The organism is Acinetobacter sp. YH12233, assembly GCF_013417725.1.
Classification (GTDB): Bacteria; Pseudomonadota; Gammaproteobacteria; order Pseudomonadales; family Moraxellaceae; genus Acinetobacter.
In genome coordinates, this window is sequence record NZ_VPDK01000015.1 from 37422 (window position 1) to 53446 (window position 16025).

At 45.4% G+C, this 16025-nt stretch carries 10 protein-coding genes and 3 tRNA genes; 10 read left to right on the plus strand and 3 right to left on the minus strand.

All coding sequences use genetic code 11. The annotated features are described in order from the left end of the window. Nucleotides 1-605: 605 nt before the first annotated feature. From FTV12_RS08550 to FTV12_RS08570, 5 genes are all read left to right on the plus strand, one after another. A complete protein-coding gene (locus tag FTV12_RS08550) occupies nucleotides 606-4040 on the plus strand; it encodes an Rne/Rng family ribonuclease (RefSeq protein WP_180031169.1) in 3435 nt (1144 codons plus the stop codon). A 173-nt stretch (nucleotides 4041-4213) separates the two neighbouring features. Then, entirely contained in the window at nucleotides 4214-6055 is a 1842-nt protein-coding gene (locus tag FTV12_RS08555) for a long-chain-acyl-CoA synthetase (RefSeq protein ID WP_180002997.1), read from the plus strand. Between the two features lie 198 nt (nucleotides 6056-6253). Next, nucleotides 6254-6329: transfer RNA gene (locus FTV12_RS08560), tRNA-Lys, on the plus strand. Between the two features lie 21 nt (nucleotides 6330-6350). Next, nucleotides 6351-6426, plus strand: a tRNA-Lys gene (locus FTV12_RS08565). Nucleotides 6427-6483: 57 nt separating this feature from the next. After that, nucleotides 6484-6559: transfer RNA gene (locus tag FTV12_RS08570), tRNA-Lys, on the plus strand. A 157-nt stretch (nucleotides 6560-6716) separates the two neighbouring features. Here FTV12_RS08570 and FTV12_RS08575 read toward each other — a convergent pair. After that, nucleotides 6717-7403, minus strand: coding sequence for a hypothetical protein (locus FTV12_RS08575; protein ID WP_159123913.1), 687 nt, complete (start codon nucleotides 7401-7403; stop codon nucleotides 6717-6719). Between the two features lie 250 nt (nucleotides 7404-7653). On the opposite strand from FTV12_RS08575, the gene FTV12_RS08580 reads away from it, so the two are divergent. The 3 genes from FTV12_RS08580 to FTV12_RS08590 all read left to right on the plus strand — a co-directional run bounded on the left by FTV12_RS08580 (nucleotide 7654) and on the right by FTV12_RS08590 (nucleotide 10384). Beyond that, a complete protein-coding gene (locus tag FTV12_RS08580; protein WP_034169835.1) occupies nucleotides 7654-7926 on the plus strand; it encodes a PspC domain-containing protein in 273 nt (90 codons plus the stop codon). Nucleotides 7927-8107: 181 nt separating this feature from the next. Then, on the plus strand, nucleotides 8108-8890 hold the full coding sequence (locus tag FTV12_RS08585; RefSeq protein ID WP_180031167.1) for a sulfite exporter TauE/SafE family protein: 783 nt from the start codon (nucleotides 8108-8110) through the stop codon (nucleotides 8888-8890). Nucleotides 8891-8974: 84 nt separating this feature from the next. Then, nucleotides 8975-10384, plus strand: a complete 1410-nt coding sequence (locus FTV12_RS08590; protein WP_180031165.1) for a DASS family sodium-coupled anion symporter — start codon at nucleotides 8975-8977, stop codon at nucleotides 10382-10384. Nucleotides 10385-10458: 74 nt separating this feature from the next. Here the strand turns inward: FTV12_RS08590 and FTV12_RS08595 are convergent, their stop codons facing one another. Further along, nucleotides 10459-11568: an HPP family protein gene (locus tag FTV12_RS08595; protein WP_180033859.1), complete on the minus strand. Its 1110-nt coding sequence runs from the start codon at nucleotides 11566-11568 to the stop codon at nucleotides 10459-10461. A 198-nt stretch (nucleotides 11569-11766) separates the two neighbouring features. Then, nucleotides 11767-12594 (minus strand): transglutaminase family protein, encoded by an 828-nt coding sequence (locus FTV12_RS08600; protein WP_180031163.1) that lies wholly within the window; start codon nucleotides 12592-12594, stop codon nucleotides 11767-11769. A gap of 314 nt (nucleotides 12595-12908) precedes the next feature. Here FTV12_RS08600 and glyQ point away from each other — a divergent pair, with 314 nt between their 5' ends. Continuing rightward, nucleotides 12909-13898 carry a glycine--tRNA ligase subunit alpha gene (gene glyQ / locus FTV12_RS08605; protein ID WP_005232423.1) on the plus strand — a complete coding sequence of 330 codons (990 nt, stop codon included), beginning with the start codon at nucleotides 12909-12911 and terminating at the stop codon, nucleotides 13896-13898. Further along, nucleotides 13898-15967, plus strand: coding sequence for a glycine--tRNA ligase subunit beta (gene glyS, locus FTV12_RS08610; RefSeq protein WP_180031161.1), 2070 nt, complete (start codon nucleotides 13898-13900; stop codon nucleotides 15965-15967). The genes glyQ and glyS overlap by 1 nt, the downstream gene beginning before the upstream one ends. Nucleotides 15968-16025 lie beyond the last annotated feature (58 nt).

Sequence of the window (16025 nt, forward strand, 5' to 3'; positions counted from 1 at the left end):
ATTTCTCTGAACTTGATTATTCAATTAAAGACTCACATGATACGGGAAGGTCCCAAAAGAATTATGCCGACGCCGAAGGCTTATTATATCGGCAAACAAAGCAAACTGTTGCGTTTAATTGTACCTCAGGTACATAAATCAGTTTGTCTGAAAAAATATGTCGCCAACCTAGTTGGTTTTTAAACGTAAACTGATACACATCAGATTAGTCGCACCCTGAAGACGACTTCAGGCTACAGCGTTTGATGCATTGGATCTGCACAGTTTGTAAAGATACGACGACAATTCCGTATCAAGACACTTTCTATAAAGAAGGGATGATCTTCGAGCAATGTGACAGTGAAAGTTACTCACATCTAATGCACCGCTTGTCCGCCAGTGAAACGTTCAGGTGACTTTAATCGTTTAAAGATTGAAGCCGTATTGCCATCATCAATACGTGAATCAAAATACCGAAGCTGATCTATATTCAAGTAGACGCCGGGAATAAAAGACTCAGACCACAATGAAACTCATTGGAGATCTGAGCCATTGATCCGTGATGTGTGATGTTCGCTACGTGAATAGCGATTTTTTGCTGTGTATCACTATAAGGTGTTACACCCATGAAACGTATGTTGATTAATGCAACACATGCCGAAGAAATTCGCGTTGCACTTGTCACTGGTCAGCGTCTTTACGATTTCGATTTAGAGAATCGTACCCGTGAACAAAAAAAATCTAATATCTATAAAGGTCACGTGACTCGCGTTGAACCTTCTTTAGAAGCTGTATTCGTTGAATACGGCGCAGGTCGCCAAGGCTTCCTGTCTATGCGTGAAATCGCAAACTCTTATTACAAAGCCGATCCTCGCCAAACTTCAAATATCCGTGAACTGATTACTGAAGGTACTGAACTTCTGGTTCAGGTGGAAAAAGAAGAGCGCGGCAATAAAGGCGCTGCTCTCTCAACTTTCATCTCTTTAGCTGGTCGTTATCTGGTTCTGATGCCAAACAACCCGAAAGGTGGCGGTATCAGCCGTCAGATTTCTGGTTCAGTACGTGAAGAACTGAAAGAAATGCTGGCCTCTTTAAATGTGCCACGTGGTATGAGCGTCATTGTTCGTACAGCAGGCATTGGCCGTTCTCAAGAAGAATTACAGCTTGATCTGCAACATTTGCTAGACCTTTGGGCACAAATTCAAAGCACTGCAAATTCAGGTCCATCACCTATGCTGGTCCATCAGGAAGCAGGTGTGGTAACTCGTGCCATCCGTGATTACCTGCGTGATGATGTAGCAGAAATCCTGATTGACTCTGAGCAAGCCTATAACGAAGCTTATAACTTCGTTAAAGCAGTAATGCCGCTTCAGTTAGACAAACTGAAAACTTATACATTGAATGAGCCTTTGTTTGCGCATTTCGGTATCGAAAGCCAAATTCAAACTGCTTATGAACGTGAAGTAAAACTGCCTTCAGGCGGTTCGATCGTGATCGATCAAACTGAAGCTTTAGTTTCAATCGACATTAACTCGGCAAAATCAACTCGCGGTCAGGACGTTGAAGATACAGCGTTAAATACCAACCTTGAAGCCGCTGAAGAAATTGCTCGCCAATTACGTTTACGTGATATCGGTGGCTTAGTTGTCATCGACTTCATCGACATGACCAAAGACCGCAACCAGCGTATGGTAGAAGCGAAACTGCGTGAAGCAACTCAAAGCGACCGCGCACGTATCCAGTTCGGCCAACTGTCTCGTTTCGGCCTGATGGAAATGAGCCGTCAACGTCTGCGTCCATCGCTTGAAGAAGCAACTGGTTATGTCTGCCCACGCTGTCATGGTACCGGTATGGTACGTGACCTGCGTTCTCTATCACTTTCAATTATGCGTAAAGTGGAAGAAATCGCACTACGTGAACGTCATGGTGAAGTTCAGGTTGAAGTACCGGTAGAAATTGCGGCGTTCATGCTCAATGAAAAACGTCACAGCCTGGTATATCTGGAACAAACTTCAAATACACGTGTGACTGTACTTCCACATCCACACCTGGAAACACCTCACTACGAAATTTCGTATAATCCTGAAGGTTTCGCACCGACAAGTTACGAGCGTACTGAAGCAACCCGTTCAAGCGAAAAAGAACTGGGTTATGAGTCTTCTGAGTGGCATTTAGAAGAAGAACATACGCATACCGCTGCACCAGCACCTGCACAGCAGCAAAACAACGGCAAAAACAATAAACGCCGCAATAACCAGAACCAGCAAAACGTACAGCAAGCACCTGTTGCACAACAGGCACCTGCTCAAGTTGCCGCACCTGCTGCCAGCCCATGTGCATGGTTAGAAAACCTGTTTGTACAAAAACAGGCAACTACTGTTGATCAATCTCGCACAGCGAACAATGCTGCTGCTGCTATTGAACAGATGGTGAATGGCGGTGCAGTGAGCCGTGGCCAGTTTGGCCAGGTTGCTCCTGTAACACCAGCAGTATCCGCACAGCCAACAGCTGTTGCAGCACCAGCAACTACCGGCAATGCTTATCTGGCGCCATCGACTGTAGTCCATAAACCAGAGCGTGATCAGTCTGAAAAAGCTGAACGTGAAGAGAAATCACAGCGTCATAACAAGAAAGCACGTAGCAACAAGCACAAAGAGCCACGTGAACAGGCGCAGTCTGATAATGCATCACAACATCAGGTGCATGAAGAAGTGGTTCAGGTTTCTCGTCAGGAACAACGTCAGGAAGCGCGTGAAAACAAACGCAACTCTCGCCGTCAGCACCACAATGAGTCTGCACAGCAAAGCGATACTCACAGCAATGAGCAACAGCAAAACGTGCCACGTCGTGACCGTCGCAACCAGCAACGTCCAGAACGTCCAAATCGCCACCGCGATCCAAGTGTTCTAAATGAACAAGCTGCACCTCAAGCACCTGCTGCCGTTGAAGCGCCAGCAGTCAATGAAAAGCAAGTTCGTGTGGAACTGGTCGATGCTCCTCGTAAAGAAGTGATGCCAACAGCAATGGTGGTAAATATTGACGAGGCGAAAAGCGAAATTGTGGCATTGAATGACACTGCTCCAGTCGCAAAACCTGCTGTTGAAGTGACTGCCCCTGCCGATGCTCCTGTAGAAGCACCAGCTGCGGAAGAGTTCCTGACTGAAGTGACTGCATCTGCTCCTGCAGAGAAAACGCCTGAAGCTCAGTCATCATCAAAACAGCGTGCCAGCAATGACCCACGTCAACGTCGTCGCGACCGTCGTGCTGTACAAGGCCAACAGGCGAAAACTCAGCAATTGACACCATCACAGGTGCCAACACTTGGCCAATACACTATTGGTAGCCTGATTCGCCATGTTTATGGTGAAGACTGTTCAGTCCTGATTGAACAGTTCGGTCTGTTGCCAACGTTTAACCGTGCATTGCAAAAGTTCACGCAGGAATATAATGCGACTTTAGCAACGGTTTCGACCGCGACCACAGAGAAAAAACCTGTAACTCGTGATGTAGAAGTCAGCAAAGCGCAGCCTGAAGCAGAACCTGCTCCTGTGCTGGATTTAACTCCGCCTGCACCAGTTTCAGAGAAACGTGTGGCGAATGATCCACGTGAGCGTCGTCGTCTCGCCAAACTGGCTGCCGAGCAAGCATTACAGCAGGCTAAACAGCAAGCACAAGCTGAAGCAGAATCTACTGCGGCTGAACCTGCTGCAGAAGCAACGGCTCCAGCGGAAGAAGCGAAAGCTGAAAGTGCTGAAGCTGCACCTGCTGAAGCTCCGGTAGCTGCAGTAGAAAGTGCTGATACAACTGAAGCGACTCAAACTCCTGAGCCAGCTGCGGAAGCATCTGTAGAAACTGCGAAAGCTGAACAGGCTCCCGCTGAAGAAGTCACTGAAACAACTACAGTTGAAGTAACTCCAGCAGAAAGCGAAGCTACGCCTACCGAAACTCCGGAAGCCGATAAAGCTGAAGAAGCTGTAGCAAAAGCTGAAAAACCGGCTGCCCGCCCACGTCGTCCACGTGGCCGTCCACCGAAAAAAACCAATACTGCAACTGAGTCATAATTCGCCCAATTGCAGTTAACTAAAAAACCTAGTCATTTCGGTGGCTAGGTTTTTTTTGCTAGATTTTGTCAGAATAGGTTGATTACTCTAGTTTCAACACGCTAAAAGATGGCTATCATCCGTTTATTGCATATAAATTAAACGCATTGGATACGAAAAATAATAGGACGCCCATGACCCAGACGAACCAACCCGATCTTATTGGCATTGCAGATGTCGCAGCCAAAATCCCTGCCTTCATCAGTAAGGTCCCTAATCTGCTGAACGGACTGCGACAGGCTTATTTACGTACTCCCAATACGCCCGCAGGCCTGGGTTTAGCTTTTGAAAAAGCAACACAGCGTAATTCTGAAGGTATTGCATTACGTTTTGAGGATCAGTCCTATACCTATGCTCACCTAAATGGCTGGGCGAACCAGATCGCACATTTCTACCTTTCTCTCGGTGCACAGAAAGGTGATGTGGTGGCTGTAATGGTCGAGAACCGTCCGGAGTTCATTGCCAGTGTGATTGGTCTGGCCAAGCTAGGCATCACGATTGCGCTGGTGAATACCTCTCAGGTCGGTAAAGTCCTGACACATAGTATTAACCTGGTGAAACCGATTGCAGTCATTGTCGGTGAAGAGTGCCGTGCTGCCGTTGATGAAATCCGCAATAATCTCAATATTGCCGCTGACCGTTTCCACTGGTTTGCCGATCAGAACACACAAGAAAATACCGGACAAGCACCTGAAGGGTTTATCAACCTAGCAGAGCAGATTGACCAGTTCCCGAAATTCAATACACCGACTACGCATTCGGTACAAGGCAAAGACGGCCTGTTCTATATCTATACTTCAGGTACTACCGGCTTACCTAAAGCGGTGATCTTTACCAATAGCCGCTGGACACTCGCCTATGGCACCTATGGCCATGTCCTGAACCTGAATAAAGATGATGTGATGTACTGCACCCTGCCGCTTTATCATGCGACAGGCATTGTGGTGTGCTGGTGTGGGGTGATTGCCGGAAGCAGTACTTTTGCCATCCGCCGCAAGTTTTCCACCTCTTCTTTCTGGAAAGACGTGAAAAAATTTGATGCTTCTGCGATTGGTTATGTCGGTGAACTTTGCCGCTACCTGATGGATGCACCACCGTCTGAACTGGAAAAAGGCCATCGCGTTACCAAGATGATTGGCAACGGCATGCGCCCGAATATCTGGGATAAATTCAAATCCCGTTTTGGCATCAAGGAAGTACTGGAACTGTATGCCTCAAGTGAAGGTAATGTCGGTTTCAGCAATGTCTTTAACTTTGACAATACTGTCGGTTTCTCACCAACACCTTATGCCATTATCGAATTTGACAAAGATAAAAATGAGCCTGTGCGAGATGCCAAAGGTCGCTGCAAACGGGTGAAAAAAGGTGAAACCGGTTTATTGATTGGCAAAATTACTCGCCGCTCCCCTTTCGATGGCTATACCGATCCGGAAAAGAACAAGGCAGTCATCATGCATGACGTGTTCAGCAAAGGTGATTCCTACTTCAATACGGGCGATCTGGTACGTAATATCGGTTTCCGTCATGCCCAGTTCGTCGACCGTCTCGGTGATACCTTCCGCTGGAAAGGTGAAAATGTTTCAACGACTGAAGTCGAAAACATGCTGACCGAGTATGACAAAATTATCGAAGCTGTGGTTTATGGCGTAGAAATTCCGAATACCAATGGCCGTGCTGGCATGGCTGCAATTACCCTGCAACCGGGAAGCACCCTGGATGAGCAAGACCTGAAAAATATGGTCAGCACCTTTAAACGCTGTCTGCCTGCATATGCAGTTCCAGTTTTTCTGCGCATTCAAGAGCAGGTAGAAACGACCGGTACCTTCAAGTATCAGAAAAACAAACTGAAAGAACAGGCTTTTGATCCAAACAAAACCGATGAACGCCTGCTGGTTTTATTGCCAGGGAGCGATGCGTATTGTGAGCTGACTCAAGAAATTTTTGAGAACATTCAAGCCTATCAATATCGTTTCTAAGTGCTGAAGTTGCCTATTTTTTGTTTAGATAAAGCAGAATTGTTGTATTTATAATCAAACATAGGCAACTTTGTTATTTTTTACTTGCGCTGTAATGAGATCTTGCTACAATACGCTCCATCAAACAAAGTGGTGCTTTCAGAACTCTTTTAGTTTCTCTTGCACTGCACAATTAAGTCTTGCTTGATTGTTGGTTCAGGGCCGTTAGCTCAGTTGGTAGAGCAGTGGACTTTTAATCCATTGGTCCCGCGTTCGAGTCGCGGACGGCCCACCATTAAATTTGATATCCCCTGATGGGCCGTTAGCTCAGTTGGTAGAGCAGTGGACTTTTAATCCATTGGTCCCGCGTTCGAGTCGCGGACGGCCCACCATCATTTCTAAAATCTCTTTTTAGAAACTTCAATCAAAGCTACTTTGATTACCCGAATGGGCCGTTAGCTCAGTTGGTAGAGCAGTGGACTTTTAATCCATTGGTCCCGCGTTCGAGTCGCGGACGGCCCACCATTCTCCCCTCTATATTTATTTCTTCTTTCAATATTCTTATAATATTTCCTATATTATTCAGTTCATTCTTTTTATTTAAGCGCAATTCATCCTGACAATTTTAGAATCGCCATTTCCATTTACTCTGTTTTTAAATTTTTTACAGATTTTATCGCTTTTATTCTGTCATCTTAAATTCAGAATCTTTGACCAACTCATACGCTTTAGAAGGTGCAGGATAACCCTGATCAAATAACTGCTGGTTTGCCCGTTCTTTTTCGTCATAAATTTTTTCCAGATTCATGACCAGATGGGTTGGGCTTTTAATTGTATAATAGAATTTTGCCCCCTCTTTACGGTCCACGATCAGTTCAGTTTGTTCCGGATTAATCGTCCAGCGGTCCTTACGATAGGTCACATTGCTTTCGGTCTGAACTCGTCTGGAATTATTCACAAAGACTTTGCCATAATGCACGATACTGCGATGCACTGTACCATCTGGCAATAAAGTCAAAATAAACACCGACTTCCCTTCCGTACAAGGTGCAAACCGTCCGTCACAATCAATCTGGGTAAGATAACGCCCGACATAGCTTTTGGCATAATCCGGTACAGGTTTAGGATCGACATTTGGTTCTACAGGCAATGCATTATAGGTTGCAGTCTGGGTGAGCGATTTAGCATTACGGGTGTCATAACTTTCATTGGCGGCGGAGATGACTACGCCATCTTGTGCCAAAGTTTTCGTAGTATCAGGTAAGGGTTTGCTTTGATGGTCATCACAGGCAATCAGTCCTGCAACACTTCCCAGCACAAATCCAAGCCGGCATAAACCACTTAAATGATGCGATACATTCGATTTCATTTTAAAAATATACCTGAAGGGGTGCACATCTATATAGGCAGACGACTCACTGAAAACTTATAAGTTTTAATAATGAATTCAATGGAATTTTTATGATCTTAGTGATTTTTTAAGGATTATTTAATCTCCCGTAACATTACTTAACGAATTTATTTTCAATAGATACTTTAAAAATTCAGATAAAACTCCATTCTTATAAATACGAGTCATTTTTTAGACTCAACCTTATTTTTTCTATCAGGAGACTTGGATGGCCAATGTTGGTTTATATCGCTCTAACCGCTCAAACATGATTGCAGGTGTAATGGGTGGTATTGCTGAACGTTTTGGTTGGAACGCAAATTTATTACGCCTGATCTTTGTGATTATTTCAGTCATGAGTGCCGCTTTCCCGGGTATTCTGGTTTATCTGGTTCTATGGCTGGTGATGCCAAAAAAGAATTCTATGCCTGATTATGCCGCGAGCAGAACTGATTATGAACGTCCTGTGCGTACCGTGAATCAGGATAAAGACTACCGATAAAATCGTTTCCTCTTTCACCTAAATATTCATATGGTGAAATTTTTATGCCACGGTCCTTCCCCCAAAAGATCGTGGTTTTTTTTTGCCTGATTTTTAGGTTTTGGTCTTATTACCATTTTATGCTTTACCCTGCTCACCTGTTCAGGGTAAGTTGATACTTTATTCTTGAAATGGATTTCAGATGACACAGGCAGAATGGATTGTGCTTTGGCTGTGTGCGATCGCGGCATTACTGCATGGGGTCAGTGGCTTTGGCTTTCCTATGCTGAGTACGGCTGCCTTATCCAGTGAATATGCCTTAAGTACAGCAGTCACCCTGGTGATTCTCCCCTGCCTGTTATTGAATCTTTGGATGCTCAATAGTGATCCAAAACATGGCCTGTTGCAGAGCATTCGCTATTATGCCTCACGCTATTGGCCACTCATGCTCAGCAGTCTGGTCGGTAGTGTGCTGGGGGTCAAACTACTTATCTGGATCAATGAAGGCTATCTTAAATTATTGCTGGGTCTGGTGATTATCTTTTATGTGCTGGATCAATTACGTCCTACTCCGCTTCGGGTCAGTAGCAGCCAGCTCAGTATGCTGGGATTCGGTTTACTGGCCGGCATGATCGGAGGTGCAACCAACGCCATGGCCCCCTTCCTGATGATGTATCTGCTTAGCTGCCAGCTCTCCAAAACTGATATCGTCATTATCAGTAATCTCAACTTTATTGCCAGCAAACTGGTGCAGTTGACCTTACTCTTCCCGATCCTCATTTCTTTGCAGACCCATCAGCGGCATATCCTGCTCGGAATCACGTTATTTGCACTCATCGGTGTCTGGCTGGGTGGAAAAATACGGCATCGACTTTCCCAGCAACATTTCAAATATCTGGTGCTGTTTTTTCTATTTGGACTGGGGATTTACGCACTTTGGCAAAGTGTGGGATTATTACAACACTCTACTATACTGTTTAAATAATATCTTTTTTAATCAAAACACATATTCACTTTTATAAGAATTTCAAAAACGCTTTTAAATAAAAAAGTTGAGCAAGGAGGTTGTATGAACGACCCTTTACGCACCCCGACTGATGCCATGCCAAAAGGAATTCGCAAAGGCTGGATTTTAATTGTGATCGCTGCCGTGATCTCTTATGGCTTGTATCATATTTTACCCTATGACGAAAATGCCAATAAGGGATTGGCCCTACTGACCTTTATCGCCATTCTATGGCTGACCGAAGCCCTGCATATTACGATTACAGCCCTACTCATACCGGTACTGGCGGTTGTATTGAGTATGCCGATGGCAGATGGTGATGAACTGGTACCGATTAGCATGCAGGCAGCACTCGCTACCTTTGCCGATCCCGTGATTTTCCTGTTTTTTGGTGGTTTTGCTTTGGCTACGGCGCTGCATATCCAGAAACTGGACAAGAAGATTGCCACATGGATTATCTCGCTCTCCGGTGGACATCTCGGTGCTTCGGTACTGGCTATCTTTTTAGTAACTGCTGCCCTGTCGATGTGGATTTCCAATACCGCCACCGCAGCTATGATGTTGCCTCTGGCGCTGGGTTTACTTGCGCATCTGGATGCCGAAAAAGAACGTAAAACCTTTGTATTTATTCTGCTCGGGATTGCCTATTCAGCCAGTATTGGTGGCTTGGGCACCATCGTCGGTTCTCCACCGAATGCGATTGCAGCCAAAGCCCTCGGTTATGACTTCGCTGACTGGATGAAAGTCGGCCTACCAATGATGTTCATTATTCTGCCAGCAATGTTGATCAGTCTGTATCTGGTGCTGCGTCCAAAGCTGAATCATAAGGTGAATTTTGTCACCGAAAATATTCCCTGGACCACCACCCGTATTGCGACGATGGTGTTGTTCCTCTGTACGGCGATGGCCTGGATTTTCAGTAAAAAATTGACTGAAAATTTCGGTATTTCACAGCCTGATACCTGGATCGCGATTCTGGCAGCCTGTCTGGTGGTGATTCTGGGTACGGCTACATGGAAACAGGTTGCTGAAAATACCGATTGGGGCGTGCTCTATCTGTTTGGTGGCGGCTTGACCTTAAGTGCTGTCTTGAAGGATTCAGGCAGTTCTCTGGTTTTAGGTCAAACACTGGCAAATGCTTTCGGTGACTCCTCGCCTCTCGTAATTATCTTCGTTGTGGCAACCTTCATCATCTTCCTGACTGAATTTACCAGTAATACTGCCTCAGCTGCCTTACTGGTTCCGGTCTTTGCCGCCATTGCCGACCAGATGGGTATGCCTAAAGAGATTCTGGTGATTGTGATCGGGATTGGGGCTTCTTGTGCCTTCATGCTACCTGTGGCGACACCACCGAATGCGATTGTGTTTGGTACTGGCCATATTCAACAAAGTGAAATGATGAAAGTCGGCTTTGTCCTGAATATCATGTGTATTTTCTTGGTTTCCCTGTTTATTTACTGGTTCTTTATCTAAGTTTAAATAAATCCAGATTCCAAATTAAAAAGCACCCGAGGGTGCTTTTTTTTTCAGAACTATTCAAAACAGCTTTAAGCTCTCATTTTAAAATGGTTCAGTTCCTGATTCAGCGCAGCAATAATATCTGCGCGGCTGATAATTCCGACCAGACGCTGCTCACTCACTACCGGAATATAGTTAAAGGAACGCTCCACAAAATAGGGCACCAGATCCTGAATCGGCTGCAATGGCTGCACAGTGACCACTTTGCGGGTCATAATATGTTTGACTTGATGTTCCCAGCTGCTGCGCACATCTGCAGCACGTTTAAACCATTCTACCACCTGATACATGGCCAGCGTTCCCACCAGCTTGCCTTCCGCATTAACCACCGGCAGGCTCATCAGGTTCATTTCTTTAAATTTATCCAGTGCATGCTGAATATTATCATTGGCATGCAGGGTCACCACGTCTTTAGTCATAATGTCCTGACAGGTAAACTGGTTGACCGCACGGGCATTGGCTCGGTCCTGCGCTTCCAGAATAATCTTTTGCAGGTCATATTCACTAATGTCCAGCAGCTCGGTTTGCTGATCTAGTACTTCCTGAATATCTTGCGGCTGAATAGTGACTTTCTGGGTCGGGGTCGGATCTTTGGAACGGGTATTCAATTGCGCCTGCTGCGGATAACGCTTGCCAATCATTCGATTAAAGACGATCGCAATTACCATCAATAAGATCGAATTCAGCAGCACCGGATAGAAAACGAAAGCATAGCCGAGTTCATGCACCGCATTGCCGCCGAGTACCGCCGTAATAGCCACAGCACCACTCGGTGGATGCAGGGAATCGGTGGTCATCATCAGGATAATAGCCAAAGCTACCGCTAGAGTAAAAGCTTCGGTCGGACTGGCAATAAACAAGGCACAGGTCACACCCACTACCGCAGCAATAGTATTACCTACCAGAATATTCCAGGGCTGTGCCAAGGGACTGGCCGGAACTGCAAACAGCAGCACAGATGAGGCCCCCATCGGCGCAATATACCAGGCTTCAAAATCACCCAGAATCCATAAACTCAGTAATGATGATACCGTGAGACCCAGTAGTGCCCCAATACCGCAGAGTAAACGGTCCTTGAGTGGAAGAACTTTAAAATTCGGTTTTAAGGTATTGAGCCAGTCGAGATTGGAATGGAACACGGCGCGCCTGATTTTAATGTTTACAGATTTTGCGCATTATAAAACTAGTCGCTTTAAAGATGTATTTATTTTATATCTTTTAATTACACTTAAATGGATGCTGTTTAAAAAGCTAAGTCACACACCAGAGAAAAACCATCCATCTAGTCCTATTTTACTATTCAATCTCTCATAGGATTTTCAATAAGATCATTCATGTCAGGTAATTTTAGCCTCAGCGCCGCTATCGCATTCAGGTTTAATCAGAGGCTCGATTTTAAGCAGCTCGACCTGACCATAATAGGTTGAAAATGCTACATCTCCGGCATCTACCCCAGTACCAATGCGAATCAGCTCGTCGACCGGGGCTAAACGGGTCGGATCAAACTGTACCCATCCTCCTTCCAGATAGGCTTCAAAAATGGCATGAAAATCGGGTAAAAATTTTTCAATTTCCACATAACCGACCACCATGCGTGCCGGAATTCCTAAAGCACGACACAGCGCAATGCCCAAATGAGCAAAGTCACGGCATACACCTGCTCGGTGGACCAGCACATCCGTTGCAGTCGTAAACTGATCAGAACAGCCAGAGACATAAAAAATATTGTTATAAATCCACTGTTCGATGGCTTTTACACGCGTATAGCCGGGTATCATCCAGCCAAATGAACGTTTCGCCATTTCTAGTAATAAATCTGAATTGCAATAGCGGCTGGCCAGCAAATAAGGTAGTACTTCATCCGGCAGGTCTGGAATTTTGACTTCACTCAAGTTTTGCCTCAGATCATTCGGAATGCTCGGCTGACGGGTAACTGTCGCGCTATAGTTCAGTTCAAATGCCTCACAGGGTTCGAGTTGCAACCGGATATGACGGTTTTGATGCTGAGCATCCTGAAATTCATGCCACTTGACCGGCATATTCATAGTGAGCTGTTCTCCGAGAATATTCTGATCGGGATGATGGGCGACCTGAACCATAAAAATAAATTCGGTAGGTTGCACAATCTTGTATTTTAAATGGCACTGAATTTGGTAAGTGGTCATGAAGTTCCTTATTATTAGGCATTATTATATTGTGTGAAGATTAAACTAATTCTAAGACCGCAATCGTATGAGATCAGTTTAACTTTATCGCGCTTCAGTGAACAGGATGCTATACATCTGATTTATTCCTGATTTTTGGATCTCATCCCATTGCTATTCCAGCATAAAATTGCAGCAAAGCCGCGCAAAATCTGGCATGAATGAAGACCATTTTAATTTTTTCCAAAATATTTTCAGCGTATTAACCCTTTGCCACTCCCCTGTAAAATCCTTATAATCAAGCACAATTTTTCTCTAATTTTAAGTGGATGACCATGAGTCGCGCCATATCGCATATTGATACCTTCCAAGGCTTAATTCTTGCCTTACAAAACTACTGGGCGGAGCAAGGCTGCGTCGTGTTACAGCCTTACGACATGGAAATGGGTGCAGGGACATTCCACACTGCAACTTTCCTTCGTGCGTTAGGTCCCGAAACCTGGAATGCTGCTTATGTTCAGCCATCACGCCGTCCGAAAGATGGTCGTTATGGTGAGAACCCGAACCGTCTGCAACATTATTACCAGTTCCAGGTTGTGCTTAAGCCAAACCCGGACAACATCCAGCAGCTTTACCTAGATTCTTTAAAGGCAATCGGTATTGATCCTTTAGTTCACGACATCCGTTTCGTGGAAGATAACTGGGAATCTCCAACACTGGGCGCATGGGGTCTAGGCTGGGAAGTTTGGCTGAACGGCATGGAAGTGACTCAGTTCACTTACTTCCAGCAAGTCGGTGGTGTTGAATGCTACCCAGTAACCGGTGAAATCACTTATGGTCTGGAACGTCTGGCGATGTATCTGCAAGGTGTAGACTCAGTTTACGATCTGGTTTGGACCAAAGGTCAGTTCGGTACTGTGACGTATGGCGATGTGTTCCATCAAAATGAAGTAGAACAATCGACTTATAACTTCGAATATGCACCAGTAGAAAAAATGTTCGAACTGTTCGATTTCTACGAAGCTGAGGCGACCCGTTTAATCGAAGCTGAACTGCCATTACCTGCTTATGAGCAAGTGATTAAAGCATCACACAGCTTTAACCTGTTAGATGCGCGTGGCGCGATCTCTGTGACTGAACGTCAGCGTTATATTCTGCGTGTGCGTACTTTGGCACGTTCAATTGCGACCAGTTATGTAGCAGCACGTGCGAAACTTGGTTTCCCAATGGCAGAACCTCACCTACGTGACGAAGTCCTGGCTCAGCTTAAAGCTCAAGTAGAAGCAGAAGCGGCTCAAGCAGAAAAATCAGCGGAGAACAAATAATGTCTAAACATACAGTTTTATTTGAACTTGGCTGTGAAGAACTTCCTCCAAAAAGCCTGAAAAAATTACGTGATGCTTTAAAAGCTGAAACTGAAAAAGGCTTAAAAGATGCGGGTCTGGCTTTCGATGCGATCGAAGCTTATGCAGCGCCACGTCGTCTGGCACTTAAAATCGTAAATGTTGATGCTGCTCAAGCGGATACGCAAAAACGTTTTGACGGTCCTGCTGTGCAAGCGGCTTATGATGCTGAAGGCAAACCAACCAAAGCACTTGAAGGCTTTATGCGCGGTCAAGGCATTACGGTTGATCAGGTGTCTACTTTCCAAGCCGGTAAAGTTGAAAAAGTCTGCTACCTGAAAGATGTGAAAGGCCAAAGTCTGGACGTTTTACTGCCACAAATCCTGCAACATGCTCTGGATCAATTGCCAATTGCAAAACGCATGCGTTCTGCTGCTAGCCGTACTGAATTCGTTCGTCCGGTAAAATGGGTGGTGTTGTTAAAAGACAGCAATGTGATTGATGCAACCATTCAGGATCATAAAGCAGGCAACGTGACTTATGGCCACCGTTTCCATGCGCCTGAAGCGATTATTCTGGCCAATGCAGATGCGTATCTGGATGCCCTGCGCGCTGCGAAAGTGATTGCGTCTTTTGAAGAGCGTCAAGCAATCATCGATCAGCAAGTCAAAGTACTGGCTGATGAAGTGAATGCGATTGCCATTGTTCCTGCGGATCTCCGTGACGAAGTCACTGCACTGGTTGAATGGCCGGTTGCATTACGTGCCAGCTTCGAAGAACGCTTCCTTGCAGTTCCACAAGAAGCGCTGATCACTACCATGCAGGACAACCAGAAGTATTTCTGTCTGGTGAATGCTGAAAACAAATTACAGCCTTACTTCATTACCGTTTCTAATATTGAGTCTAAAGATCCGACTCAAATCATTGAAGGTAACGAAAAAGTAGTTCGTCCGCGTCTGTCAGATGCAGAATTCTTCTTCCTGCAAGACCAGAAACAACCGCTTGCGTCTCGTAAAGAGAAACTGGCCAACATGGTATTCCAGGCACAACTGGGTACTTTGTGGAACAAGTCTGAACGTATTGCCAAACTGGCTGTCGCGCTGGCTCCGATTACAGGTGCAAAAGCTGAAGATGCTGAAAAAGCGGCTCTTCTTGCAAAATGCGACTTAACGTCTGAGCTGGTGGGTGAATTCCCTGAACTTCAAGGCATCGCCGGTACTTACTACGCGCGTCTTGAAGGTGAAAATGATGAAGTGGCTGAATCTTTAGGTGAGCAGTATTTACCTAAATTCGCGGGTGACGTTCTGCCTAAGACTAAAACTGGTACAACGATTGCTCTTGCGGATCGTTTAGATACCTTGACTGGTATTTTCGGTATCGGTCAGGCACCAACAGGTTCTAAAGACCCATTTGCGCTACGTCGTTCTGCGATTGGTATCCTGCGTCTGGTGACTGAAAACGAACTTGATGTATCCATTGAAGACCTGATCAAACTGGCTCTAGCTGCTTATGGCGATGTATTGAAAGACCATGAGAAGACTTTGACAGATGCAGTTGCATTCCTTGAAGGTCGTTACCGTGCGAAATACGAAGACCAAGGCGTTGATGTTGACGTGATCCAGGCTGTTCAAGCACTGTCACCTAAATCACCTCTTGATTTTGACAAGCGTGTAAATGCGGTAAATCACTTCCGTGCATTGCCTGAAGCTGCTGCACTTGCTGCTGCCAACAAACGTGTTGCCAACATCCTTGCCAAAGAAGCTGCACCTGAAGGTGCTGTGGTTGAAGCCAATCTGGTGGAAGATGCTGAAAAAGCATTATTTGCTGAACTTGCAAAAATCACACCAGTGGTTGAGCCGCTGTTTGCTTCTAAAGATTACACTGCTGCGTTATCTGCATTGGCTGCCTTACGCGCACCAGTAGATGCGTTCTTTGACGGCGTCATGGTGATGGCGGATGATGCTGAACTAAAAGCAAACCGTTTACGTCTGCTTGCTCAGCTTCGTGACCTGTTCACTAAAGTTGCGGATATTTCAGTGCTTCAACACTAAAACCTAATTGGTTGTAAAATACACGAAACCCCGCTATAAATTAGTGGGGTTTTTTATT

Coding starts and splice junctions, on each gene's coding strand:
- FTV12_RS08550 (WP_180031169.1), top strand. CDS start 606: ATGAAACGTATGTTGATTAATGCAACACATGCCGAAGAAATTCGCGTT.
- FTV12_RS08555 (WP_180002997.1), top strand. CDS start 4,214: ATGACCCAGACGAACCAACCCGATCTTATTGGCATTGCAGATGTCGCA.
- FTV12_RS08575 (WP_159123913.1), bottom strand. CDS start 7,403: ATGAAATCGAATGTATCGCATCATTTAAGTGGTTTATGCCGGCTTGGA.
- FTV12_RS08580 (WP_034169835.1), top strand. CDS start 7,654: ATGGCCAATGTTGGTTTATATCGCTCTAACCGCTCAAACATGATTGCA.
- FTV12_RS08585 (WP_180031167.1), top strand. CDS start 8,108: ATGACACAGGCAGAATGGATTGTGCTTTGGCTGTGTGCGATCGCGGCA.
- FTV12_RS08590 (WP_180031165.1), top strand. CDS start 8,975: ATGAACGACCCTTTACGCACCCCGACTGATGCCATGCCAAAAGGAATT.
- FTV12_RS08600 (WP_180031163.1), bottom strand. CDS start 12,594: ATGACCACTTACCAAATTCAGTGCCATTTAAAATACAAGATTGTGCAA.
- glyQ (WP_005232423.1), top strand. CDS start 12,909: ATGAGTCGCGCCATATCGCATATTGATACCTTCCAAGGCTTAATTCTT.
- glyS (WP_180031161.1), top strand. CDS start 13,898: ATGTCTAAACATACAGTTTTATTTGAACTTGGCTGTGAAGAACTTCCT.